General features: G+C 59.5%; 20 protein-coding genes. 6 read left to right on the forward strand and 14 right to left on the reverse strand.

Annotation, left to right across the window (positions count from 1 at the left end):
* The 6 genes from ACK543_RS12260 to ACK543_RS12285 all read right to left on the reverse strand — a co-directional run.
* Nucleotides 1–1,153: Ig domain-containing protein (locus ACK543_RS12260; RefSeq protein WP_409943128.1), on the reverse strand; the 1,153-nt coding region annotated here is incomplete at its 3' end.
* 18 nt (nucleotides 1,154–1,171) lie between these two features.
* Nucleotides 1,172–3,301, reverse strand: coding sequence for a type IV pilus secretin PilQ (pilQ, locus tag ACK543_RS12265; RefSeq protein WP_409943129.1), 2,130 nt, complete (start codon nucleotides 3,299–3,301; stop codon nucleotides 1,172–1,174).
* Nucleotides 3,298–3,822 carry a pilus assembly protein PilP gene (locus ACK543_RS12270; RefSeq protein ID WP_409943130.1) on the reverse strand — a complete coding sequence of 175 codons (525 nt, stop codon included), beginning with the start codon at nucleotides 3,820–3,822 and terminating at the stop codon, nucleotides 3,298–3,300. The genes pilQ and ACK543_RS12270 overlap by 4 nt, the downstream gene beginning before the upstream one ends.
* A gap of 14 nt (nucleotides 3,823–3,836) precedes the next feature.
* Complete coding sequence (locus tag ACK543_RS12275; protein ID WP_409943131.1) at nucleotides 3,837–4,505, reverse strand: type 4a pilus biogenesis protein PilO; 669 nt, start codon at nucleotides 4,503–4,505, stop codon at nucleotides 3,837–3,839.
* Entirely contained in the window at nucleotides 4,506–5,126 is a 621-nt protein-coding gene (locus ACK543_RS12280; RefSeq protein ID WP_409943132.1) for a PilN domain-containing protein, read from the reverse strand.
* Nucleotides 5,123–6,202, reverse strand: coding sequence for a pilus assembly protein PilM (locus ACK543_RS12285; RefSeq protein ID WP_409943147.1), 1,080 nt, complete (start codon nucleotides 6,200–6,202; stop codon nucleotides 5,123–5,125). The genes ACK543_RS12280 and ACK543_RS12285 overlap by 4 nt, the downstream gene beginning before the upstream one ends.
* A gap of 246 nt (nucleotides 6,203–6,448) precedes the next feature.
* On the opposite strand from ACK543_RS12285, the gene ACK543_RS12290 reads away from it, so the two are divergent.
* Nucleotides 6,449–8,845, forward strand: coding sequence for a penicillin-binding protein 1A (locus ACK543_RS12290; protein WP_409943133.1), 2,397 nt, complete (start codon nucleotides 6,449–6,451; stop codon nucleotides 8,843–8,845).
* Nucleotides 8,846–8,870: 25 nt separating this feature from the next.
* Here the strand turns inward: ACK543_RS12290 and cyaY are convergent, their stop codons facing one another.
* Nucleotides 8,871–9,212 carry an iron donor protein CyaY gene (gene cyaY / locus ACK543_RS12295; RefSeq protein ID WP_409943134.1) on the reverse strand — a complete coding sequence of 114 codons (342 nt, stop codon included), beginning with the start codon at nucleotides 9,210–9,212 and terminating at the stop codon, nucleotides 8,871–8,873.
* An 11-nt stretch (nucleotides 9,213–9,223) separates the two neighbouring features.
* On the opposite strand from cyaY, the gene lptM reads away from it, so the two are divergent.
* The gene (gene lptM / locus ACK543_RS12300) at nucleotides 9,224–9,439 is read left to right on the forward strand and encodes an LPS translocon maturation chaperone LptM (RefSeq protein WP_409943135.1); all 216 of its coding nucleotides are present in this window, start codon (nucleotides 9,224–9,226) and stop codon (nucleotides 9,437–9,439) included.
* Nucleotides 9,440–9,583: 144 nt separating this feature from the next.
* On the opposite strand, the gene ACK543_RS12305 is transcribed toward lptM, so the two are convergent.
* From ACK543_RS12305 to ACK543_RS12325, 5 genes are all read right to left on the reverse strand, one after another.
* Entirely contained in the window at nucleotides 9,584–10,243 is a 660-nt protein-coding gene (locus tag ACK543_RS12305; RefSeq protein WP_409943136.1) for a sulfite oxidase heme-binding subunit YedZ, read from the reverse strand.
* A gap of 47 nt (nucleotides 10,244–10,290) precedes the next feature.
* Nucleotides 10,291–11,295: a protein-methionine-sulfoxide reductase catalytic subunit MsrP gene (msrP, locus tag ACK543_RS12310; protein WP_409943137.1), complete on the reverse strand. Its 1,005-nt coding sequence runs from the start codon at nucleotides 11,293–11,295 to the stop codon at nucleotides 10,291–10,293.
* 188 nt (nucleotides 11,296–11,483) lie between these two features.
* Nucleotides 11,484–12,833, reverse strand: coding sequence for a c-type cytochrome biogenesis protein CcsB (gene ccsB, locus ACK543_RS12315; protein WP_409943138.1), 1,350 nt, complete (start codon nucleotides 12,831–12,833; stop codon nucleotides 11,484–11,486).
* Nucleotides 12,830–14,986, reverse strand: a complete 2,157-nt coding sequence (locus ACK543_RS12320; protein WP_409943139.1) for a cytochrome c biogenesis protein ResB — start codon at nucleotides 14,984–14,986, stop codon at nucleotides 12,830–12,832. Before ACK543_RS12320 ends, ccsB begins: the two co-directional genes overlap by 4 nt.
* A gap of 131 nt (nucleotides 14,987–15,117) precedes the next feature.
* Nucleotides 15,118–15,747 (reverse strand): c-type cytochrome, encoded by a 630-nt coding sequence (locus ACK543_RS12325; protein ID WP_409943140.1) that lies wholly within the window; start codon nucleotides 15,745–15,747, stop codon nucleotides 15,118–15,120.
* Nucleotides 15,748–15,819: 72 nt separating this feature from the next.
* Here ACK543_RS12325 and yihA point away from each other — a divergent pair, with 72 nt between their 5' ends.
* Nucleotides 15,820–16,578, forward strand: coding sequence for a ribosome biogenesis GTP-binding protein YihA/YsxC (gene yihA / locus ACK543_RS12330; RefSeq protein ID WP_409943141.1), 759 nt, complete (start codon nucleotides 15,820–15,822; stop codon nucleotides 16,576–16,578).
* Nucleotides 16,579–16,622: 44 nt separating this feature from the next.
* On the forward strand, nucleotides 16,623–17,528 hold the full coding sequence (locus tag ACK543_RS12335; RefSeq protein ID WP_409943142.1) for an alpha/beta fold hydrolase: 906 nt from the start codon (nucleotides 16,623–16,625) through the stop codon (nucleotides 17,526–17,528).
* 114 nt (nucleotides 17,529–17,642) lie between these two features.
* Here ACK543_RS12335 and ACK543_RS12340 read toward each other — a convergent pair whose 3' ends face one another.
* Nucleotides 17,643–18,509 carry a lysophospholipid acyltransferase family protein gene (locus ACK543_RS12340; protein ID WP_409943143.1) on the reverse strand — a complete coding sequence of 289 codons (867 nt, stop codon included), beginning with the start codon at nucleotides 18,507–18,509 and terminating at the stop codon, nucleotides 17,643–17,645.
* Nucleotides 18,506–19,360 (reverse strand): lysophospholipid acyltransferase family protein, encoded by an 855-nt coding sequence (locus ACK543_RS12345; RefSeq protein WP_409943144.1) that lies wholly within the window; start codon nucleotides 19,358–19,360, stop codon nucleotides 18,506–18,508. Before ACK543_RS12345 ends, ACK543_RS12340 begins: the two co-directional genes overlap by 4 nt.
* A gap of 130 nt (nucleotides 19,361–19,490) precedes the next feature.
* Between ACK543_RS12345 and metK the strand changes: the two genes are divergently transcribed.
* Nucleotides 19,491–20,672: a methionine adenosyltransferase gene (gene metK, locus ACK543_RS12350; RefSeq protein ID WP_409943145.1), complete on the forward strand. Its 1,182-nt coding sequence runs from the start codon at nucleotides 19,491–19,493 to the stop codon at nucleotides 20,670–20,672.
* A gap of 200 nt (nucleotides 20,673–20,872) precedes the next feature.
* Nucleotides 20,873–21,721 (forward strand): DUF6671 family protein, encoded by an 849-nt coding sequence (locus ACK543_RS12355; RefSeq protein WP_409943146.1) that lies wholly within the window; start codon nucleotides 20,873–20,875, stop codon nucleotides 21,719–21,721.
* Nucleotides 21,722–21,861: the final 140 nt, after the last annotated feature.

Consider the following 21,861-nt stretch of genomic DNA (forward strand, 5'->3'; position numbering starts at 1 on the left):
TGTTTCCATCTGTCACCGTCACCGTCGCACGATACACCCGCTCTTCGGCAGCTGCAGTGACCTTACCACTGATCACACCAGTCATCGCATCTACACCCAGCCCAGGAGGCAAGCCTGTTGCCGACCAGGTGTACGGGGGCAGGCCACCCGACACACTCAAGTAATTGGTGAACTGAATGCCCTTAGTGACCGTGCCAAGATTCACACTGGTAAACACCGGCGGAGCCGTCACTGCAAAAAGGACGCTGACGGGGTGGACAGCAACAATCGGATCTGAAATGCCATTGGCCACGTTGTTATCAAACCGATCCGCGGTGATCTCAAGAAACACCGTGCCCGTTTCTGAGCCACCCAACAGCGAGAACGTCGCAATACCGCCGATGGTGGGAAGTTGCAAAACACTGCCCGACTGCGGCCCAGCAACCAGACGCGCGGCTTGTCCGGCCTCCGTGCCAGAAAGAATCCGCACCTGCACCGTCGACCCAGAGGCAGCCGGTGTCGGCTGGTTGGTGTCGTCAAGCACGAACGCTTGCAGAGCGATTTGACTCAGCACACCATTAGGATTGCCGCGCGTTCCAACGTAGCCAGGGATCTGTGCCGCGATGCGAGCGCTGGCTGGCTGGCCCGTCGCAGCGCCACCGACGGTAAGGTTCACGCTGGCAGATCGCTGCTGCTTATCACGAGGATCCGTCACCGAGCAGGTGATGCGGACAGTGCCCGCCTGATTACCGGAATGAAAGTGAAACGAATTTCCACCCGAGTTTGAACCGAGGGTAATGCTGCGGTAAGCGTTGGGCACCTTGATCGTGGCGCCAGATTGGAGGGTAACTTCAGTCTCGTGGGCCGGATCACCGTCCAAGTAATACAAGGATCCGGAGCTCAATCCGCCGGCTACATTACAGCCGAAAATTTCGTCCCCTCCCGGAATAGGCAGCCCGCCTTTCTTTGCCTCTACATACAACGTAGTCGTGTAAGGGCTGTAGACGCCAGTGCCAGGACCGGCACCCGCTATGTTCAAGGGTAATTGAGGCTTGTCCGCACGAAGAGAAATCGAATAAATCTCCTGAGTCTCACCGGCGCTTCCACCGCCACCGCCGCATGCAGAAAGTAGCGCGGAGACCGCAAGAAGAATCAAACTAAGCGATTTTTTCATTTTGCTTCCTTACAGATACTAACGACGAGGGCCCATGTCAGAAATAACCTTAGGGGTGATGAAGACCAGCATTTCACGCTTAGCCGACTCCCTCGTCTTGTTCTTAAAGAGATTTCCAACGACTGGCACATCGCCAATTACGGGAATCTTCCTTTCTTGACTGGTTTCCTCAATTTCGAAAATGCCACCGATCACAACGGTACCACCGTTTTCAATGAGCACTTGCGTTTTTATATGTTTCGTATCAATCGCGACGCCCTGTTCGGTGGTTTCCCCACGACTGTCTTTGTTGACATCGAGATCAAGAATAATGTTTCCCTCAGGGGTCACCTGGGGCGTCACTTCCAGCTTCAACACCGCCTTCTTGAAAGCGATGGTTGTCGCGCCATTCGGCGCAGTAACTGAATAAGGGTATTCTGTTCCCTGTTCAATAAGCGCTTTTGTTTGATCCGCGGTAATAATTCTAGGACTCGAAACAATACGACCCTTGCCATCAGCCTCCATTGCAGACAGTTCGAGGGTCAGAAAACGATTCGCGGCAGAGTTGAATATTGACAACGCAAAACTCCCGACCGATGCAGCGCCCGATAGGCTTGCTGGAAGATTAACAAAATTCGCGTTGGCATTTGTGGTGCCACCGGCACCGCTGGACGCAACAGCATCAGAGAAAGAAGGACCGAAAGCTACACGGTTATTACCCCCCAGAGCATATCCACCATCGCCGCCACGATTCGAGCGCAAGTCAGCGCCTCCCAGCCGAACACCAAGAGACCGTCCAAAAGAGTCGCGCGCTTCGACGATACGCGCTTCGATTAATACCTGACGAACTGCCACATCTAGTGACATTAGTAGTCGTCGCACATCTTCGATCCGAGATGGAATGTCAGTCACGAATATCTGATTGGTTCTTGGCTCAGCAAGAGCACTTCCTCGCTCAGAAAGGAAACGCTGACTGGCGCCGCCAGCGACACCCACCAGCTGGATCAAAAGATCCGATGCCTTGGCATAATTCAACTGAAAGGCCTGGGTCTTCAGAGGCTCAAGCTGCTGAATTGCCTGTGCCGCTTCAAAATCTTTCTTTGTACGCGCGTCTATTTCATCTTTGGGAGCGATCCATAGCACGCTACCTGTTTTCCGCATACCCAGCGTTTTGGCATCCATGATAATCTGAAGCGCTTGATCCCAAGGAACGTCTTTCAGTCGCAAGGTTAGAGAACCAGTGACCGTATCGGAAGTAACAATGTTAAAGTTCGTGAAATCAGCAATTACCTGCAAAAGCGACCGCACCTCTATATTTTGAAAGTTAAGTGACAGTTTTTCACCACTGAATGCCGATCCTTGAGTCAGCTTTGACGGGTCAATCTTTTTCTGCCTGACCTCTACTACAAACTGACTGTCACTTTGGTATGCACTGTGCTCCCACTCGCCTAATGCCTCGATGGTCATTTTAACCCGGTCATCGCTCTGAAGAGTGGTGATCTTCTGAACAGGAGTGCCGAAATCCGTAACGTCCAACCGCCTGTTTAAACCCTCAGAAAGAGAAGAGCGCAGAAACTCGATGATAAGCCCATTAGCTTGCTGTTTAATATCTACAGCAGTTTCGTCGCTTCCGAGCCCGACGACCACCCGGCCAGAACCATCAACGGTGCGACGAAAGTCAACATCCCTCAACGGCCGCCCCCCCGAAGATGGCATATCCGAAACCGCCAGGTCCGAAGTGGAGGATGCAGAAGGAACAATAGGTTCCGATGGATTGAGAGTCAGAAATACTGAAGCGCCAGAAATCTCAGTACGATACGATGCAGCGTTTTTCAGATTTAATACTACGCGCGCGCGGTCACCAGCCTGAACAACCGAAATCGACTTAAGCGATCCCAGGTTTACATCAAAGCCGGTTTTTCCCGTTGCATTCACAACACCGGGGAAGTCAAGAGCAATCCTAGCAGGCGTCTGAATAGCAAACCCCGTCGGAGGCGTCGAGACGGGTTGAGTCAAATCGATACGAACGATTTCTGAACCGCCTTGGATGCTTCCAGACACGTTTCGAATTTCATTTTTACCGTACGCTGGGGGCGAAAGCACGGTCAAAAGAATGCCCAAGATTGCACCACTTGAGCACCATCCAATATCCAAACGACCGATTTTCATTTTTTACCCTCTTGCAGTTCAAGCAAAGAAATACGCTCCGACCATTCCCCGACTGCGTCCTGCACAATCTCGCGCAGTTGAATCTGCGTCTCAGAGATACTTAAAATCTTGCCGTAGTTCTGCCCGAGAAAATTTCCGACCTGTACCTGATACAGCAGATTACCCACAAGCAAAAGCGCCGCCGGAGAGCCCGACTTATTCAAGCTTCCGACCATTGCTATAGAATCTAGAGGAAAGGCTTCCAGAGGCTCCTTATGTCTCGCCATTTCGGGCGCGATCAGCCTGGAATCGGTCGCCGCGTTCAACTCGCGACGCAATTCCTGAGTGAGCTTGGTTTGATTGAATGGATCCAACAATCCAGCTGCCTTGTACGCTTCTGGAGCAAATTTTTTGGGTTCCAAGAGCTGGGGCACGCGAGCTGTTACGCCAGCTCTTTGGTCCTCTACCCACTGAGTAAGGTCGTCGCTTCCCGAGGGTGCGCAACCAAAGAGCAACAATGCCGGGAAGCTCAAAAATGCCAAAGAATACCTTACTGTCACTTTTGAGCCCCCGCTTTCTTTTGAGTCTCAATCTCTTCTTGATCGAGGTATCGATACGTTCTTGCTGTGGTGTCCAAAGTTAACATCCCACTATCCTTGGATAATGGCGTTACCGAGATTCCATTTAATGTAACAATACGTGAAAGGTGCGCAACATCCGAAGCAAATGCACCAATATCGTGAAATTTGCCAGTCACTCGAACTGAAATCGGCAACTCAGCGTAGTAGTCTTTCACGACCACTTGGCCCGGCCTGAAAAGCTCAAACTGCAAGCCGCGGCCCAACCCCGCTTGATTGATGTCCGAGAGGAGTGCAGCCATTTCTGCTTTGCTTGGTAGCTGCTTTTCTAGTTGAATGACATAGTTCTGCACCTGCTCTCGCTGATTCTTCAAAGCATCAACCCTGACCGCTTTAACTACTTTCTTTTGGAAATCTTCCTTCAGTGACAACTCTTTAGACTGCTCCGCATCTAACTGCGCTTGGTAGTCTGAAAGTCGGACGTACCAGGCGATTCCTAATGAAGCGATAGCGATTGCACCGCAAAGCAATATCCTTGGCAAAACAGGCCACAGAGAGGGATCCTTCGGGTCTAAATCGCGGAACTGGGATTGCAAACTCTCAACAACTGAGACGAACTTGAAAGAAATCTTGGCGGACCTAGCCATCTACTTCCCCTTCTCGACAGGCGAAACCCCAGTATCACCAACGCTAAGCTTTCGAGCTTCGCTAGAACGCACCAGTTGAACGCTCACATTGAACACTGCCACGCGTCGCTGTTCACGGGGACTTAAGCTGATGGTGTTTGAAACAATTTCAACAAGTTCGGGGCGTGTAAACCACTGCGTGTTGTTTGCCAAATTGCGCAACATCTCCGACACGCGCTCGTTTGACTGAGCCATGCCTTGGAGCGTCACAGTCTGGCCCTCCTGCCGGAGACTCGTTATGTAAACGCCATCGGGAAGTTGCCGAGTCAGTTCCGATAACAAGTGAACGGGGAGATTTCGGTCAGACTGAAGGTCCTCCACAGCTTTTTGCCGTGCTCGCAACGCCGCGATTTCGTCCTCAACAGTAACGACTTCAGTGATCTGCTCTTCGAGGCGCTTAACTTCACTCTCCAAGAAGAGATTTCTCGCTTGCTGACCACCAATCATCATTTGAAGCGACCAGTACGCAAAAAAAGCAATGACTAGCCCGAACACCGCCGAAGCGAACATGGTTGCCTGAAACGCTTCTTTTCGCCGTTTCCGAGCAACCTCCCGGTGCGGAAGCAGGTTAATGAGTATCACTGCAGGAACCTCCGCATTGCCAAGCCACACGAGGTCAAGTACGAAGGCGCCTCCCGCACCATCTTTTTCAGCCTAACCGAACCGCCGATTTCCATTCCATCAAACGGATTCACGACGCTACACGCAAATCCTGTTTGCTTCGTCACCGCCTCCGCCAACCCCTGCAAAGGCGCCGACCCGCCAGCAAGCATGATGTGATCAACGCGGTTATGAGGAGTGCTGGTAAAGAAGAACTGCAAGGCCCTACCAATTTCCTGTGCGATACTGTCAATGAATGGCCGCAGTACCGCTGTTTGGTAATCGTAAGGAAGCTCCCCATTACGCTTTTTACTTTCAGCCTCTTCGGTCGAAAAACCGTACTGGCGGACGATCAATTGGGTTAGCTGCGCACCGCCAAATGACTGGTCGCGGTCGTATAACACGTCGTCGTTCCGAATCACCTGTACACTGGTCGCGAAGGCACCCATCTCAAAAAGCGCCACCAGGCAGTCCACGCCTCGATTAGGGAGTCCCTCAATCAACCGACCCACTGCAAGGCGCGACGCTCGGGACTCGATGTCCACCACCACGGCTTTCAGACCGGCAGCTTCGGCCAAGCCTTGTCGATCCTGCACCTTTTCCTTACGAGAAGCCGCAATGAGTACATCAACATCGCCGGGCGCGTTCTTGCTCGGCCCGACCACGCAGAAATCAAGGCTCACCTCATCCAGCGAAAACGGAATGTATTGAATCGCCTCGGACTCGACTTGCGCTTCAAGATCGCGCTCACTCATGTCACCCGGCAGAGTGATCTTCTTTGTGATCACCGCCGACGGAGGAAGCGCCAAAGCGACGTTTCTTGTACGGGTACCGCTTTTCTTGACAAGGCGGCGCAGGGCGTCGGCCACTTCGTCAAACTTTTCGATATTGCCGTCGGTGATCCACCCCTGCTCAAGTGGCTCAATCGCACAGCGCTCTAGCACCAGCGCGCCAGACTTGCCGCGGCCCAGTTCCACCAGCTTGACACTGGACGAGCTGATGTCGATCCCGAGGAGCGGAGCGGACTGGCGACTGAATAAAGACCCCATTGAGATCAAAATATGCCCCCTGTAACTTGCCAAAATGAGGCAGTTGAACTTAACACTTCACTTGAATGCTATCAGTAAGGTGGTTCGCCCGCAAAGGTTTTTGCGCCTTTGGGCGTTCTGGACCGTTGTCAAAAGCAGACGGAATTCGAACGCAGCGGACTCGATGAGCGTGCGTCTAGGCGGCGCATTTCTAGCCAGCGTCCAAGGGACAGTGGACGGCTTTTTATAATAAGGCCACTTTTGTGACGGAGCCCCATGCCCGCATCTCCCCCCAAGCACGCACCGACTGCGGGCACGACAACAGCGCCAGTTCCTGCCCGCCGAGTTCATTGGCTGGTTCGAGGGCTTCTTTGGGTCGCAGGGCTTTTCGCTGCATCAGTGGCTGCGCTTTCCATCGGCGTTGCCTTGGCGCTCACTGTGGCTTACCCCAATCTCCCCGACGTCTCCGAACTGGCGGACTACCGCCCCAAGTTGCCCCTGCGGGTGTACTCGTCGGAGGGCGCTTTGCTGGGGGAGTTCGGCGAAGAGCGGCGAAACCTTACGCCCATAGACGAGATCCCCAAGGTCATGACCGATGCGGTCCTGGCGATTGAGGACGCGCGCTTTTTTGAACATGGGGGCGTCGACTACAGGGGGATGGTTCGGGCTGCCCTGGCCAACCTTGGGCGCGTCAAGAGCCAGGGAGCCTCCACGATCACCATGCAGGTTGCACGAAATGTTTACCTTTCGTCAGAAAAAACGTTTACGCGCAAAATTTACGAAATCTTACTGACGTTCAAACTTGAGCATCTGTTGTCGAAAAATCAGATTCTCGAAATCTATATGAACCAGATTTTTCTGGGGAATCGGGCGTACGGTTTTGCCGCGGCGTCGGAGGCTTACTTCGGCAAGCCCCTCAAATCCATCTCGGTTGCCGAGGCGGCCATGCTTGCCGGCTTGCCCAAGGCGCCCTCTGCGTACAACCCCATCAGCAACCCCAAGCGCGCGCGGTCCAGACAGCTTTACATCATCGAACGGATGGAGGAGAACGGCTTCATCTCCGCGCAACAAGCTGCAGAAGCAAAGAAAGAAGAGCTGAAGATTCGTACCGGACCCGACAACACCCGAGTTCATGCGGAGTATGTTGCCGAAATGGCTCGCCAGCTGATCTTCAGCCAGTACGGCAACGAAGCGTACACGCGCGGCCTGAATGTGTACACGACCCTGAACGCGGCGGAGCAGGAGGCTGCCTACTCTGCCTTGAGGCGTGGGATCATGGATTACGAGCGACGCCAGCAGTATCGGGGGCCCGAAAAATTTGTGCAGTTGCCCACCGCCAAGCAGGAGGTGGAGGATGCGGTCGATGATGCGCTGGCCAATCATCCCGACAATGGGGATGTAGTGTCTGCCGTAGTGCTGGAAGCAAACTCAAAAAAGATCGTCGCCGCCCGGGCAAACGGCGACGTTCTGGAAATCGTGGGCGAAGGCTTGAAGCCGGCGCAGTCAGGGCTCAGTGACAAGGCGGCTCCCAACATCAAAATCCGTCGTGGTGCCGTGATCCGTGTAGTCAAAACCGCAAAAGGTGCTTGGGAGATCACACAGCTGCCCGAAGTGGAGGGCGCATTCGTTGCCATTGATCCCCGCACCGGTGCCATTCGCGCCCTGGTGGGAGGCTTTGATTTCGACAAGAACAAGTTCAACCATGCGGTGCAGGCCTGGAGGCAGCCAGGTTCCAGCTTCAAGCCCTTCATTTATTCGGCGGCGCTCGAAAAAGGCTTTACCCCGGCCACCATCGTCAACGATGCGCCTTTGTTCTTCGATGCCGGTGTGACCGGCGGTCAACCTTGGGAACCCAAGAACTACGACGGCAAGTACGACGGCCCGATGACCCTGCGTACGGCGCTGGCCAAGTCCAAGAACATGGTGTCTATCCGGGTACTGCAAGCAGTGGGAACCAAAACAGCTCAGGACTGGGTCACCCGGTTCGGGTTCGAAGCCGACAAGCATCCGGCTTACCTCACCATGGCGCTGGGCGCTGGCTCCGTTACCCCGCTGCAGATGGCAACCGCCTATTCGGTCTTTGCCAATGGCGGGTATCGGGTCAACCCATGGCTGATTGCCAAGGTCACCGACCACAAGGGGAAGGTACTTTCGCAAACCACCGCACCCTCGCCCGCGGACCTGCCCCGCGCGATCGAGGCGCGCAACGCCTTTGTGATGAACAGCCTTTTGCAGGAGATCACTCGCTCAGGCACCGCAGCCCGCGCCCAGGCAACCCTGAAGCGCTCCGACCTCTACGGAAAGACCGGGACGACTAACGACTCGGTCGATGCATGGTTTGCCGGATTCCAGCCAACGATTGCTGCCGTCACCTGGATCGGTTACGACACTCCGAGAAACCTTGGCAGTCGGGAGACCGGTGGAGGTCTCAGCCTGCCTGTGTGGATCAGCTTCATGGAAAAAGCGCTCAAGGGCGTACCCGTGATGGAACCCGATGCGCCACCGGGTGTGGTGAACTCTGGTGGGGAATGGTTCTACGAGGAGAAGGTGCGCATCCCGGGTATCGCTGGCGCAAGCTTGGACGACCGCTCTGCAACGGCCCCGAATGCAGCGCCGGTGGCTCCACCACCCCAAGAAGAACGCAACCGCATCCTTGATCTGTTTCGCAACTGACGCCAACCCGGCGGCGATTCGCGCATCAAGCCGGAGCGCCTGAATGGAACCGAAGCGTCAACCCCGATTGCGCGCTCGCGCTGCGGCTGAGACATGCGAAAAATTCGCCTGCGCCTTTCGTGTCTTGCCAGGATCTGCCGTCAAACCGATAGTGGTAGCCCCCGGATCGCGCTGCCATCCACACCTCCTTCAACGGCTTTTGCAAGTTGACGATGATCTGACTGCCATCGGAGAAGGTCAACGTCACCATCCCCCCACTGCGCTGGTTATCGATATCAGCGTCTGAGGTGTCGTTGATGTGGTCACAGCTGGCCTCGATCGCCCGCAGCAGCTCTTCCGCATGGTTCATGAACTCAAGGTCGGTCATACAATTATTCGATGTTGAAGGCTTGTGAAATTCTAGTGAGGGCCATTGTCCTCATGGCGACCCTGGGCGCCTTGTATGGCTGCGGTCAGCGCGGGCCACTGTATCTTCCCTCCCCCACGCAAGCCCCTCAAAGGGCGTCGCTTCCTCAAACGCTGGTATCGCCTGTCACCGACGTCTTGGCCCCCAGGAGTGAAGAGCCTCAGGCCCGTTCTGACCAGCCCCAGTGACGCTCTGCATCGGCGTTCGCGGCAAGGGCCCAGACGATGCCCGCCCTGATAGAGAACAACAAACGCTGGCCGGCCAAGCGTGAATCAGCCCTGGCACGGGACATCGTGCACCGAAAGACCATGATCGCATGGGCCACGGGGCGGCTACCCCATTCGGTTCTGGCCTGTTGCAACCGACTGAACGATGGCAGAGCGAGCAGATTTTTGCCGCTTTCCAGCCCACTGCCAGAGGCGCCACGCCAGCAATGCTGCCAGCAACGCTCCGTACAGCGCGACCTCGGCGAAATCATTTTTTCCGGCCCGCATCCACAAAAAATGCAGAACCGCCAGGCACGCAACGGCATGGACCGAGGCGTGGAGCCGTCGCCAGCGCACCGCCCCCAGGGCTTTGATGGCGCGGTTGAATGAGGTCGCAGCCATCAGCAACAAAAGCACCATGGCCACAAAGCCCACCAGAATGAAGGGGCGCTTGGCGATGTCTGCCGCGATGTCGCCCACATCGAACGCCATGTCGAACCAGCTGTAGCTCAACAGGTGCAAGGCGGCGTAGAAAAACACAAACAACCCCAGCATGCGGCGAAACCGTGCGAGCTCTGGCGTGCGCGTGATGACCCTCACGGGGGTGACCGCCAGCACAAGGCAGAGCGCCCGGAGGGTCCAGTCGCCCGTGGATCGAACCAGAGCCTCCGCAGGATTGGACCCCAGCTGATCCGCAAAAGCGGCGTACAGCAGCCAGGCAAAGGGGGCCAGGCAGACGGCGAAAACCAAAGGCTTGGCAGCGGGCGATAACAAAAATCTACGCATCTGCTGGCGCGGCTAGCAACGTCGATGGGCGGGCACCACGGCGGGGGTCAGTAGAACTTCTTGAGGTCCATGCCCGCGTAGAGCTGGCCCACCTGCGCCTCATAGCCGTTGAACATCAGCGTCTTGCGCTTCTTGGCAAACAGGCCATCTTCGCCAATGCGCCGCTCGGTCGCCTGGCTCCAGCGGGGATGATCCACATCGGGATTCACGTTGGAATAAAACCCGTACTCCTGCTTTGCCGCCTTGTTCCACGCAGTGGCTGGCTCCTTTTCGACAAAGCGGATCTTCACAATGCTCTTGGCGCTCTTGAAACCGTATTTCCATGGCACCACCAGGCGCACTGGCGCTCCGTTTTGATTGGGCAGCACTTCGCCGTACATCCCAAACGCCAGCAGCGTCAAAGGATGCATGGCTTCATCCAGCCTCAGACCTTCCACATAGGGCCACTCCAGTACCCGCGAGCCCACGAAGGGCATGGTGGCCTTGTCGGCCAGCGTGACAAATTCAACGTACTTTGCGCTGCCTTGTGGCTCCACGCGCTTGATCAGTTCCGACAGCGAATAGCCTACCCACGGAATGACCATGGACCAGCCCTCCACACAGCGCAACCGGTAGATCCGCTCTTCCTGTGCGCTCAGCTTGACGAGATCTTCAATGCCGTACCGGCCCGGCTTTTTCACCAGCCCCTCCACCTCTACGGTCCATGGGGTCGTCTTGAGCGTGTGAGCGTTGCGCGCGGGGTCTGCCTTGTCGGTACCAAACTCGTAGAAGTTGTTGTAGGTGCTGGCATCCTTGTAGTCGGTCAGCTTTTCCAGGGTTGCCCCCCCGGCGAGCATCGACCGGGTGGCTGGCAGTGGGGCAAGTTTGCCGGGACGGGGAACCGCCGCCGCCTGCGCCAGCGCCTCACGGCCTGCCCATGCCGCAAGGGCGGCTGCCGCCGTGCCGGAAGCCATGAGCTTGAGCATCTGCCGACGCTGCTCGTACACCGAACGGGAGGTGATTTCAGAAGGATGCGGATGGATGAAGCCGGAATCACGGGAAGGGATCAGCATGGGGGGTCTCCGGGTAGGCGTCAAATGAGCAAGCAGGTCACGAAGGGAGCAATACGGCCCATAGTTCGTTCTGTGCGCGCCTCAGGTTACACCGAAGGCGATACGCTTGCAGCGTGCCCCGGCGCAACCCACCCCAATGCCGGGAGATCGCGCCAACCGGTGTGGCTGGCCCGATCCATGCGCGGCGATCAAAGTGTTCCGTAGCTGTGGAGCCCGCTGAGGAACATGTTGACCCCCAGGAACGCAAAAGTGGTGACGGCAAGACCCACCAGCGCCCACCAGGCAGAAATGGCACCACGCAGGCCTTTCATCAGGCGCATGTGCAGCCAGGCAGCGTAGTTGAGCCAGACGATGAGCGCCCAGGTCTCCTTCGGGTCCCAGCTCCAGTACCCACCCCAGGCCTCGGCGGCCCACAGGGCACCCAGCACGGTCGCAATCGTGAAGAAGGCGAAACCCACCGCAATGGACTTGTACATCACATCGTCAAGGATCTCGAAAGACGGCAGGCGCTGTGCAATCCGCTTGCGCCCCAACAGGATGCCGGCCACGATCAAGGCTGAGATGCCAAAGTACACCATCCAGTAGCCGCTACCGTTTTCCGTAGCACCCTGGCGGAACACGATGGGCTCAAAGCACAGCACCACGCCCAGCAGCCACAAAGGTGCCAGCTTGTACCAGCGCGTCTCGGTAGCCTGCTGCTTGATCAGGTACGCGAAGGCCACCATCGCGGCGAGGGCAAAGGTGCCATAACCGATGAAGTTGGCGGGCACATGCAGCTTCATCCACCAGCTTTTCAGGGCGGGCACCAGGGGCTGGATCTCGTGCGCCTCGCGCACCACGGTGTACCAGAGCAGGAACCCCACCGCTGCGCTGACCACCAGCATCACGAAGCCACCCAAGGCACGGGTGTCGTACTGCTCTTCGTAGTAGAGGTAAAAGGCCGCCGTCATCCAGCAAAACAGCACGAACACCTCGTACAGGTTGCTCACCGGGATATGGCCGATGTCAGGCCCGATCAGGTAGCTTTCGTACCAGCGCACCATCGTGCCGATCAGCGCCATGGTCACAGCCACCCAGGCAATGCGTGAGCCGAGGAGGCTCATGGTGCGACCCTCGCCGCGGGAGAACATGCCGATCCAATAGAACGCTGTGCTCATGAAAAAGAGCATGCTCATCCACAAGATGGCCGACTGGCTGGACAGGAAATACTTGAGTGCGAACACAGCATCAGCCCGGGCCAGGTTGCCTGCGCCGTCCTGCTGATACAGACCGATGGCGAACAGCGACGCGGCAGCCACGATCAGTGTCAGGGCACGCAACGGCCTCCAAAACCACCCCAGCCAGATCATGGACGGAATCGTTCCGATCAGGATGCCTTTTTCGTACCCGTCCATGAAGCTGCCGTAGCGCTGCAGCGCAAAGATCCCGCCGACGGTCACAAGCAGGGCAAAAAGCCAGTCGAATCCGCTGCGGCGAGCAAAGTAACCTTCATTCAGGGTGATCGTGGTCGTCGTGGATGAGGATGTCGCGGTGTTCATGCGTTGCCTTGGCGGGGAGATGCCCCGATCAGTTTTTGAGCGAGCTGTACAAACTCCTGGTCGCCGTCCATGGTCTTGCGGTTGGTCGACAGGGCCATGGTCGCGTGGGTGCGGCCATCTTGTGGCGCGATCCAGACCCATACGCGACGCTCGCGGACGTAGAGCATGGCAAAAATGCCCAGAATCAGCAAGGCGCACCCCAGATAGACAATATGCTTTCCAGGGGCTCGCGCCACCTGGAAGACGCTGGCCTGCACCTGGGTGAAGTCCTTGAGCTCGAACGCCAACGGCGCTGGGTACGCCTGGGCATCGCTGAGCGAGAGCACGGCCTGGGTCATGAAAGCGCGGGTCTGGTCGTCCTGGGCCAACGGGGCCAGGCCCGCCTGCTGGCGCGTTAGCTGCCCCAGCTCGAACAGCGTGCCATTGAGAATGCGCACCAGCACCTCGCCAGCGCGCGCGCGGTCGGCCTCGGGGACGTTCGCTTCCATGAAATCCGACACGGCATGCAGCCCGCCGCTGGTCTTGCCATGGCTGGCATCGCCCTGCCCGGCAAACAGTGCCAAGGCACGCAACGCTGAGTGCTGCAACTGGCTGGAGAGATCGCCGCGGGATGGATCGACCGCCTGCGCCACGTAGCGGCGTACCGCCTGCTCGCGCATCTGCGGGTCAGCCAGCGCCGCCTTCATGCGCATAAAACCGTCCACGCTGCCTTGGTCATCGGCCGGCACGCGAAGGTAGCGAAAGGGCTCGGAGGGCGTTTCGCGCACCCCCAGCAAGAACACGGGCACGCCATCGCCCGTATCCACAGGCAGCATGTAGTTGTGAAACTCGCGTGCCTGTCCGGCAGCATCGCGCAGCTTGTAGGTCACGCTGGGGCCGACGTTGCGCAGTTCCTTCTTGGTCACCGTCTTGTTGGCGGCACCCAGCCGGGATTCGACCGATTCGCGCAGGTCGACCTTGCGCACGTCCACTCCCGTCCCGCCTGGGCCCGAACCGGCAAAGTTCTCCACGTTGATGGTGCGCAGGGCGGTGAACTCCAGCGTCAGCGTGTCATGGCCGGGCAGCCCGCCCCGGTTGGTGAGCTGGGTGGAATTGCCCACCACGCCTTCCACATCAAATGCTTTCGCACCCGGCACCATGGGCACCGCGCGCAGCTTGAGGTGCGAGCCGCCATCGTCAAAGCTGGACTGGTAGATCTCGATGCCTTTGTAGCTGGCCGGATGATTGACTTCGACCCGGGCGGGGATCTTCTCACCGGTGGCCTTGTCGTGGATGACAATTTCACTGGCAAACAGCTTGGGCATGCCGGTGGAGTAATGCTCCACGATGAACTTCTTGAGCTCGATGGAAAAGGGAAGGGCTTGCAGCAGCACGCCATCCGACTGGTTCAGGATGGCTGTGCTGGACTGCATGCCCTCGGCCACCAGCAGGTTGCCGCGAAAGGTGGGGTTGCGTTCGGACAGCCGGTGCTCCGGCTTCACATCGGCGATCAGGCCGCCACCCTGGTAGGGCGTCTTGCCGCCCCACAGCATCTGCGCGCGCACGATCAGGTCACCATCGAGCAGCCCGCCGATGCACACGAGCACAATGGCGCTGTGCGCCGCGATGTAGCCCAGCTTGTTGGCGGCACCCGCCTTGGCGGCCACCATCCAGCCGGTGCCCGGCCCGGCGGCGGTGTCGCGCTGCTGCAGGCGCACCTTCCAGCCGCCCCCGGCCAGCATGGTGCCGATGCGGCGCGCCTCGGCTTCAGAACTGCCTGCAAGATCTGCCTGTGCCTTGTGGTGGAAGGCCTGGAGACTTTGCTCGCGAATGTTCTCCTTGTAGACCTTCAGGTCCGCCAGGATCTTGGGCGTGTTGCGGGCGATGCACAACGACGTGCTGAGCACCAAAAACGCCAGGATCAGCAGGAACCACCATGCGCTGTACACCGCGTTGAGCTGGATGGCGGCGAAGACCTCGGCCCAAAACGGACCAAACTGGTTAACGTAGTTGACCGCTGGCTCATGCTGCTTGAGCACCGTGCCGATCACCGATGCAATGCAGATCACCGTCAGCAACGAGATCGAAAACCGCATCGACGAGAGCAGCTCGATCGCAGCGCGCAGGGCTTGGGAGCCGGACCGGACGCGAAGGCCCTGGGTGTTGTCGGACATGGATGGATGAGGCTACGAGCACGAAACAAAAAGGGCGGGCCATCTTCGAGATGGGCCCGCCCTTTTTGGGATTGTTATTGGCGGTTGGTTCCGTGCGGCCAGGTACCGAATGAGGCGCCTGGCAGCAAAGGTCAGCGCAGGCCAGCGATGTAATCAGCCACGGCGCGGATTTCCTTGTCGTTGAGCTTGGCCGCGACTTGCGTCATTTGCTGGCTGTTGGCGCGCGAACCGTCGCGGAACATGTTGAGCTGGGCCACGGTGTAGTCGGCGTGCTGACCCGACAGGCGGGGGTACTGCGCCGGGATGCCGGCACCGTTCGGGCTGTGGCAGCCCGCACAGGCTGCGATCTGCCGATCCGCAATGCCGCCGCGGTAGATACGCTCACCCAGGGCCACCAGATCCTTGTCTTTTGCAAAACCGGGCTTGATGGGCTTGGCAGCGACCCAGTAAGCAATGTTGCGCATGTCGTCGTCCGACAATGCTGCTGCAAAGCCCTTCATGACCGCGTTGTTGCGCTTGCCCGATTTGAATTCCTGCAGTTGCTTGACCAGGTACTCGGGGTGCTGCTGCGACAGCTTGGGGTTGGCCGCAATGGCCGAGTTGCCGTCTGCTCCATGACAGGCCGCACACACCGCGGTGTAGGTCGCTTCGCCCTTGACGAGATCCGGCTTGGCCGCCTTGGGCGCTGCACCCGCTGCAAAGGCCGAAAAAACAGGTGCTGCCAGTGCGGCAGCAGTCAGCATGGATGCAAGCAACTTCATATCGAGGGAGTGTGTATAGGTGCGCAAAACCTCGCGATTCTACAATGGCGCTCCCTCGCATCCCAATTCCCCATGACGACACCCACCACTGCGCCAGTTGCTGGCCCTCTCCCGCCCGCACCCGACGCCAAGATCGCCATGGGCTGGATGCACACCGCCAGGTTCCTCACAACGGCTGCGCAGCTGCACCATCTGCCTGCGATCCACGTCCCCGAAATCGCTTTCGTCGGCCGCTCCAACGCGGGCAAATCCACCTGCATCAATACGCTTACCCAGCAAAAGCAGCTGGCTTTTGCCTCCAAAAGGCCGGGGCGCACGCAGCACATCAACCTGTTTGCGCTGGGCAAGCACGGCGTGACGGATGCGGTGCTGGCGGATTTGCCCGGCTACGGCTATGCCAAGGTGTCGCATTCCGACAAGGTGCGTTGGCAGCAGGTGATGGTCAACTACCTGGTCAGCCGCCCGGGCCTGACGGGCATCGTCTTGCTGTGTGACCCCCGGCTCGGGCTGACCGAGCTGGACGAGGCCCTGCTCGAAGTGCTGCGCCCACGGGTCGAAGCGGGGCTGAAGTTCCTCATCCTGCTGACCAAGGCCGACAAGCTCACGCGTGCCGAACAAGCCAAGGTGCTGTCGATTACGCGGCTGCAGGCTGGCGGGGGCGAGGTGAAGCTGTTTTCGGCGCTCAAAAAGCAGGGTGTGGATGAGGTGGCCCAGCTGCTGTGGCAGTGGTCACACCCGGTTCAGCCGGTCATGCAGGAGGCGCCCGACGCCACAGCCCCCAGCGTGGCCTCGGGCTCATCGACCGAAAATGGTATTCAAAATAGCCCATAGCGCACGTCAGCAGGGCGATTAATGCTATCGTAAATATAGCAATCATGATCCAGACGCGCTCCGTCCATCTTTCGCAGGGCATCACGCTCGAATGCCGCACCAGCGGCGTGGCGGGCAGGCCGGTGCTGATGTTTTTGCACGGCTTTCCCGAGGGCGCATTCATCTGGGACGACCTGCTGCTGGCCTTCTCCCGCCCTGAAAACGGCGGCTACCGCTGCGTAGCCCCCTACCTGCGCGGGTTTGGGCCATCCAGCAGCCCGGCAGAGGTTGAGGCTTACCGGGCCAAGCACCTCGTGGGCGACCTGGCCGGACTCATTGATTTGGAAAGTGCAGCAGGTATGGTGGATTGCCTGGTGGCACACGACTGGGGCGGTGCCGTGGCCTGGAATCTGGCCAACCAGCAGCCCGGGCGCATGAAGCGGCTGGCCATCATCAACTCGCCCCACCCCGGCGCATTCCTGCGCGAGCTGCAGCGCGATGCTGCCCAGCAGGCTGCGAGTCAGTACATGCACTTTCTTTGCCGCCCGGACGCCGAAGCGCTGCTGGCCGAAGACGGTTTCCGCCGCCTTTTCGGCTTCTTTGACCAACCCGACGGCAGCGCGCCCAGTTGGCTGACCGACCGCGTGCGCGCGCAGTACCGGGCGCTGTGGCAGCAAGGCCTGACGGGCGCCTGCAACTACTACCGCGCCAGCCCGCTGCGGCCGCCACGCGAGGGCGATCCCGGCGCGCGGGCGATCACGCTGGCGGACTCCATGCTGACCGTGAGCGTGCCCACCCTGGTGCTGTGGGGCATGGACGACCCGGCATTGCTGCCCGGCTTGCTCAACGGCCTGCCCGGCTGGGTACCCCAGTTGCAAATCACCCAGATCGATGGGGCCTCCCACTGGATCGTGCACGAGCACCCGGAGCGCGTGACACAGGAGCTCCAGCGCTTCTTGCTACTAAATTGATAGCTACAACGGCATACGCATCAGGCGTAAGGCGGTGATTTTTCATTGAAAATCGGCTGGAAACACGGCAGGCTGGTCGGTGCGATCCTGTCCGTCATTCCGGCTGCTACCGAGTCAATACACCGACGCCTCGCCTACCGGCCGGGTCTTGAACCGCTTGTGCACCCAGTAATACTGGCCGGGCGACACGTCGATATAGGCTTGCAGCTGCGCGTTCATCCGCGCGGTGTCCGCCTCGGCGTTGTCGGAGGGAAAGTCGGGCCAGACCGGTGTGATCTCGGCCACATAGCCTGCAGGCGTCAGCCGGGTCACCATCGCAATCACCTTGGCCCGCCCCAGGCGCGCAAAGCGCGACAGCGACGGCACGGTGGCGGCCTGCACCCCATAGAACGGCACAAACAGCGAATCATTGCGCCCAAAGTCCATATCAGGCAGCAGGTACAGCAGCCCACCCTTGCGCAGGTTGGCAATGATGGGCTTGACGCCATCGCTGCGATTGAGCATGCGCACATCGCCAAACCGCTGGCGCCCCTGGCGGAACCAGGCATCCACCGCCGGATCGGGGTGCGTGGCAAAGATCGACGTGAACGCGCGCGGCGTGTGGAGCGTGAGCGCCGATCCGCCTGCGTCCATCCCGTAGAAATGGGGAGCAAAGATGATGGTGGGCGTGTCGCCCTCCAGCTCCTGCAAAGCACCGATCAGCTTGACACGCCGCAGCACCACATCGCGCGGGGCAAACCACAGCCAGCTGCGGTCCAGCCACGACTGGCAAAACACCACAAAGGTCTCCTGCGCCCAGGCACGCCGCTGCGCTTCGGGCGTATCCGGGTAACACAGCGCCAGATTGCGCAGCGCCACGCGGCGGCGGGGCGCTGCCAGCACAAACAGCGCGCGGCCAATCAGCCACCCCATGCCACGCAGCACGGGCAACGGCAACCACGCCAGCACGCGCATGAACCACACGCCCAGCCGTCCTGTCATGCGGGTGCTCCTTGCGCGGACGCGACTTCGCCACGGGGCTGTTTGTACCGGCCGTAGCCCCACAGGTACTGCCCGGGGCACTGGCGAATCAAGTGCTCCATGGCCTGATTGATTTGGAGCAGCGCCTCCCCCATGTCGGCGGACAGCGCCTGTGACAGCGGCTCGAAATACGCAGCAAAGCCCCGCCCCCAGGCCAGGCGCTCGCAGCGCACCAGCACCACGGCAGCGCCCGTCTGCTGCGCCAGGCGCGCCGCCAGCGTCATGGTGTAGGCATCCTGCCCAAAAAATGGCGCCCACTGACCCTGCCCCTCGGGCGGCACCTGGTCTGGCAGCAGGCCCACCGCCTCACCGCGGCGCAAGGCCTTGATCATTTGCCGCACGCCCGCCAGCGTGGTGGGCACGGCCAGCATGCCAGGGCGGTTGCGCGCGGTTTCCATCACCCGGGCCAGCCACGCCTGGCGTGCGGGGCGGTACAGCACAGTGATCGGACCACGCTCGTCACCCCAGCACCGAGCCACCGCCTGCGCAGACAGCTCAAAGCAGCCCAGGTGCGGCGTCAAAAACACCACCCCGCGCCCTTGGGCGTATGCGTTGTCCACACAGGCCGCGCCGATGACCGCGCAGGGCAACGGAGCGCCCAACCACAGCCTGGGCAACTCGGCCACCATCCGGCCCGCGTGCCCCACGGCGGCGCGCACCTGTGCAAACCGATAGCCCGCCCGCGCCGAGTTCGCCAGGAACCGCCGCCGGTAGGTCGGCGAGGCGACAAACGCCATCCAGCCCATTGCTGCGCCCAGCATATGCAGCATCCACAGCGGGAGCACTGAAAAGAATCGGAAGACGACTGGCATTAAAATGGAAAGGTCGCTGAGTTAAATGAGCAACTTGCAGGGCGACGTTAAAAACATCTGCTAAAGCGTTCGCCAAAGCTCCCAGGCTGCGGGCGACGCCCAAAATGCCGGAACACAGGAGTTTATTCAAATGGCGAACGACTTTCTCTTCACCTCGGAATCCGTCTCGGAAGGCCACCCTGACAAGGTGGCTGACCAGATCTCCGACGCGATCCTCGATGCGATCCTCAGGCAGGACTCCCGCAGCCGCGTCGCTGCCGAAACGCTGACCAACACCGGCCTTGTGGTTCTGGCAGGCGAGATCACCACCAATGCCCACGTGGACTACATCCAGGTAGCGCGCGACACGGTCAAGCGCATCGGCTACGACAACACCGACTACGGCATCGACTACAAAGGCTGCGCCGTGCTGGTGGCCTACGACAAACAAAGCAACGACATCGCACAGGGCGTGGACCACGCAAGCGACGACCACCTGAACACCGGCGCTGGTGACCAGGGCCTCATGTTCGGTTATGCCTGCGACGAAACACCGGAGCTCATGCCCGCGCCCATCTATTACGCACACCGTCTGGTCGAGCGACAGGCCCAGCTGCGCAAGGACGGCCGCCTGCCCTTCCTGCGCCCGGATGCCAAGAGCCAGGTCACCATGCGCTATGTGGACGGCAAACCCCATAGCATCGACACCGTGGTGCTCTCCACGCAGCACCACCCCGACCAGAGCGAGACGCAAACGAAGATGAAGGCCTCGTTCACCGAGGCCATCATCGAAGAAATCATCAAGCCCGTGCTGCCCAAGGAGTGGCTGCACAACACGCGCTACCTCATCAACCCCACCGGCCGTTTCGTCATCGGCGGCCCTCAGGGCGACTGTGGCCTGACCGGCCGAAAGATCATCGTGGACACCTATGGTGGTGCCTGCCCCCATGGCGGCGGCGCCTTCAGCGGCAAAGACCCCACCAAGGTGGACCGCAGCGCCGCCTACGCCGCGCGCTACGTGGCCAAGAACATCGTGGCCGCAGGCCTGGCACGGCAGTGCCAGATCCAGGTGGCCTACGCCATCGGTGTTGCGCAGCCGATGAACATTACGGTCTATACCGAGGGCACAGGGCTGATACCCGACGAGCAGATCGCCAAACTGGTGCGCACGCACTTCGACCTGCGTCCGAAAGGCATCATCCAGATGCTGGATCTGCTGCGCCCCATCTACGAAAAGACTGCCGCGTACGGTCACTTCGGCCGCGAGGAACCCGAATTCACCTGGGAAAAGGCAGACAAGGCCGCGGCCCTGCGCGCGGCAGCCGGGCTGTAAACCCTTGGTGCTAACCGCAGTGGTGCGCGGGAGCGATCACGGTGTCGAAATCGCTGTCAGGCCAGTCGCAATCCACAGCGATGTCCGTCGCTTTCGCGTGGATTTGCGACGCAGCATGGCGGCGGTTTTCGGTGCCTTGATGAAAAGAATTTCAAACTCGGGACAATCGCGACCATGGCGATCGTAAAGAAGTGAGCATCATGCCTCTGCATAGCTATCAGGATCGCGCTATCGCCTTTCTGACCCAGCATGGCAAAGAGGCGGTTGTTGCCGCAGCGCTGGAACCCAGGCTGGGATGCACCATTGAACATGTGACAGGCTACGACACCGACCTGCTGGGCACCTTCACCCGTGAACGAAGTCGCCCAGGCAGCCAACTGGATGCCGCGCGCCGCAAGGCACGCAAGGGCATGGAGCTTTCCGGGCTGTCTGCGGGGATTGCGAGCGAGGGCAGCTTCGGCCCCGATCCGTTCACAGGCATGTTCCCCTGGAACATCGAGATGCTGGTCTTGATCGATGACCTTTTAGGCATCGAGGTCGTCGGAATGGCCCAAGGCCCCGCACGCAATGGTTGCCTGCTTACGCACACGTGGCAGGAAGCAAAGGACTTTGCCGATCGCGAAGGCTTCCCAGAGCACCATCTGGTCTTGCGCCCGCAGGGCCAGGATGATGCGCGCATTCACAAAGGCATCTCCACTCCACAAGCGCTGAAGACCGCCTTTGACCTGTGCGTATCGCAATCGGAAAACGGCACAGTGTGGATCGAAGTCGACCTGCGCGCCTTTGCCAATCCCAGCCGAATGGCGCACATTGCGCAAGCCGCGCAAGACCTGGGCAATCGCCTTAAAGTCACCTGCCCCACCTGCCGCGCACCTGGCTACGGGGTCACCAGCCGCCAGCCGGGGCTTCCGTGCGAATCGTGCGGCCAGCCAACAACGAGCTATCGGTCAGAAATATGGTCGTGCGTAAGTTGCCGTTACCAGAACGAGGTCCCGCGTACCGACCGGGTGACGACCGAAGCGCGTCATTGCCCCCGTTGCAACCCTTGACGCGACGCCACTCCGATTACGCGATATTGATTGCGCAAAGCAAACCGCCCTTCGACTCTGAGGAGTGGAAGGGCGGGCTGGGCTGTAGGGGCCTGACGATGACCTACTTTCACACGGGAACCCGCACTATCATCGGCGCA

This window comes from Acidovorax sp. (genome assembly GCF_046341535.1).
In the GTDB taxonomy this organism is placed as follows: Bacteria; Pseudomonadota; Gammaproteobacteria; order Burkholderiales; family Burkholderiaceae_C; genus Acidovorax.

Bases quoted from the DNA above. Each gene is read 5' to 3' on its own strand.
- pilQ (WP_409943129.1), bottom strand. From the start codon at position 3,301: ATGAAAATCGGTCGTTTGGATATTGGATGGTGCTCAAGTGGTGCAATC.
- ACK543_RS12275 (WP_409943131.1), bottom strand. From the start codon at position 4,505: ATGGCTAGGTCCGCCAAGATTTCTTTCAAGTTCGTCTCAGTTGTTGAG.
- ACK543_RS12290 (WP_409943133.1), top strand. From the start codon at position 6,449: ATGCCCGCATCTCCCCCCAAGCACGCACCGACTGCGGGCACGACAACA.
- cyaY (WP_409943134.1), bottom strand. From the start codon at position 9,212: ATGACCGACCTTGAGTTCATGAACCATGCGGAAGAGCTGCTGCGGGCG.
- lptM (WP_409943135.1), top strand. From the start codon at position 9,224: ATGTTGAAGGCTTGTGAAATTCTAGTGAGGGCCATTGTCCTCATGGCG.
- ACK543_RS12305 (WP_409943136.1), bottom strand. From the start codon at position 10,243: ATGCGTAGATTTTTGTTATCGCCCGCTGCCAAGCCTTTGGTTTTCGCC.
- msrP (WP_409943137.1), bottom strand. From the start codon at position 11,295: ATGCTGATCCCTTCCCGTGATTCCGGCTTCATCCATCCGCATCCTTCT.
- ccsB (WP_409943138.1), bottom strand. From the start codon at position 12,833: ATGAACACCGCGACATCCTCATCCACGACGACCACGATCACCCTGAAT.
- ACK543_RS12320 (WP_409943139.1), bottom strand. From the start codon at position 14,986: ATGTCCGACAACACCCAGGGCCTTCGCGTCCGGTCCGGCTCCCAAGCC.
- ACK543_RS12325 (WP_409943140.1), bottom strand. From the start codon at position 15,747: ATGAAGTTGCTTGCATCCATGCTGACTGCTGCCGCACTGGCAGCACCT.
- yihA (WP_409943141.1), top strand. From the start codon at position 15,820: ATGACGACACCCACCACTGCGCCAGTTGCTGGCCCTCTCCCGCCCGCA.
- ACK543_RS12335 (WP_409943142.1), top strand. From the start codon at position 16,623: ATGATCCAGACGCGCTCCGTCCATCTTTCGCAGGGCATCACGCTCGAA.
- ACK543_RS12340 (WP_409943143.1), bottom strand. From the start codon at position 18,509: ATGACAGGACGGCTGGGCGTGTGGTTCATGCGCGTGCTGGCGTGGTTG.
- ACK543_RS12345 (WP_409943144.1), bottom strand. From the start codon at position 19,360: ATGCCAGTCGTCTTCCGATTCTTTTCAGTGCTCCCGCTGTGGATGCTG.
- metK (WP_409943145.1), top strand. From the start codon at position 19,491: ATGGCGAACGACTTTCTCTTCACCTCGGAATCCGTCTCGGAAGGCCAC.
- ACK543_RS12355 (WP_409943146.1), top strand. From the start codon at position 20,873: ATGCCTCTGCATAGCTATCAGGATCGCGCTATCGCCTTTCTGACCCAG.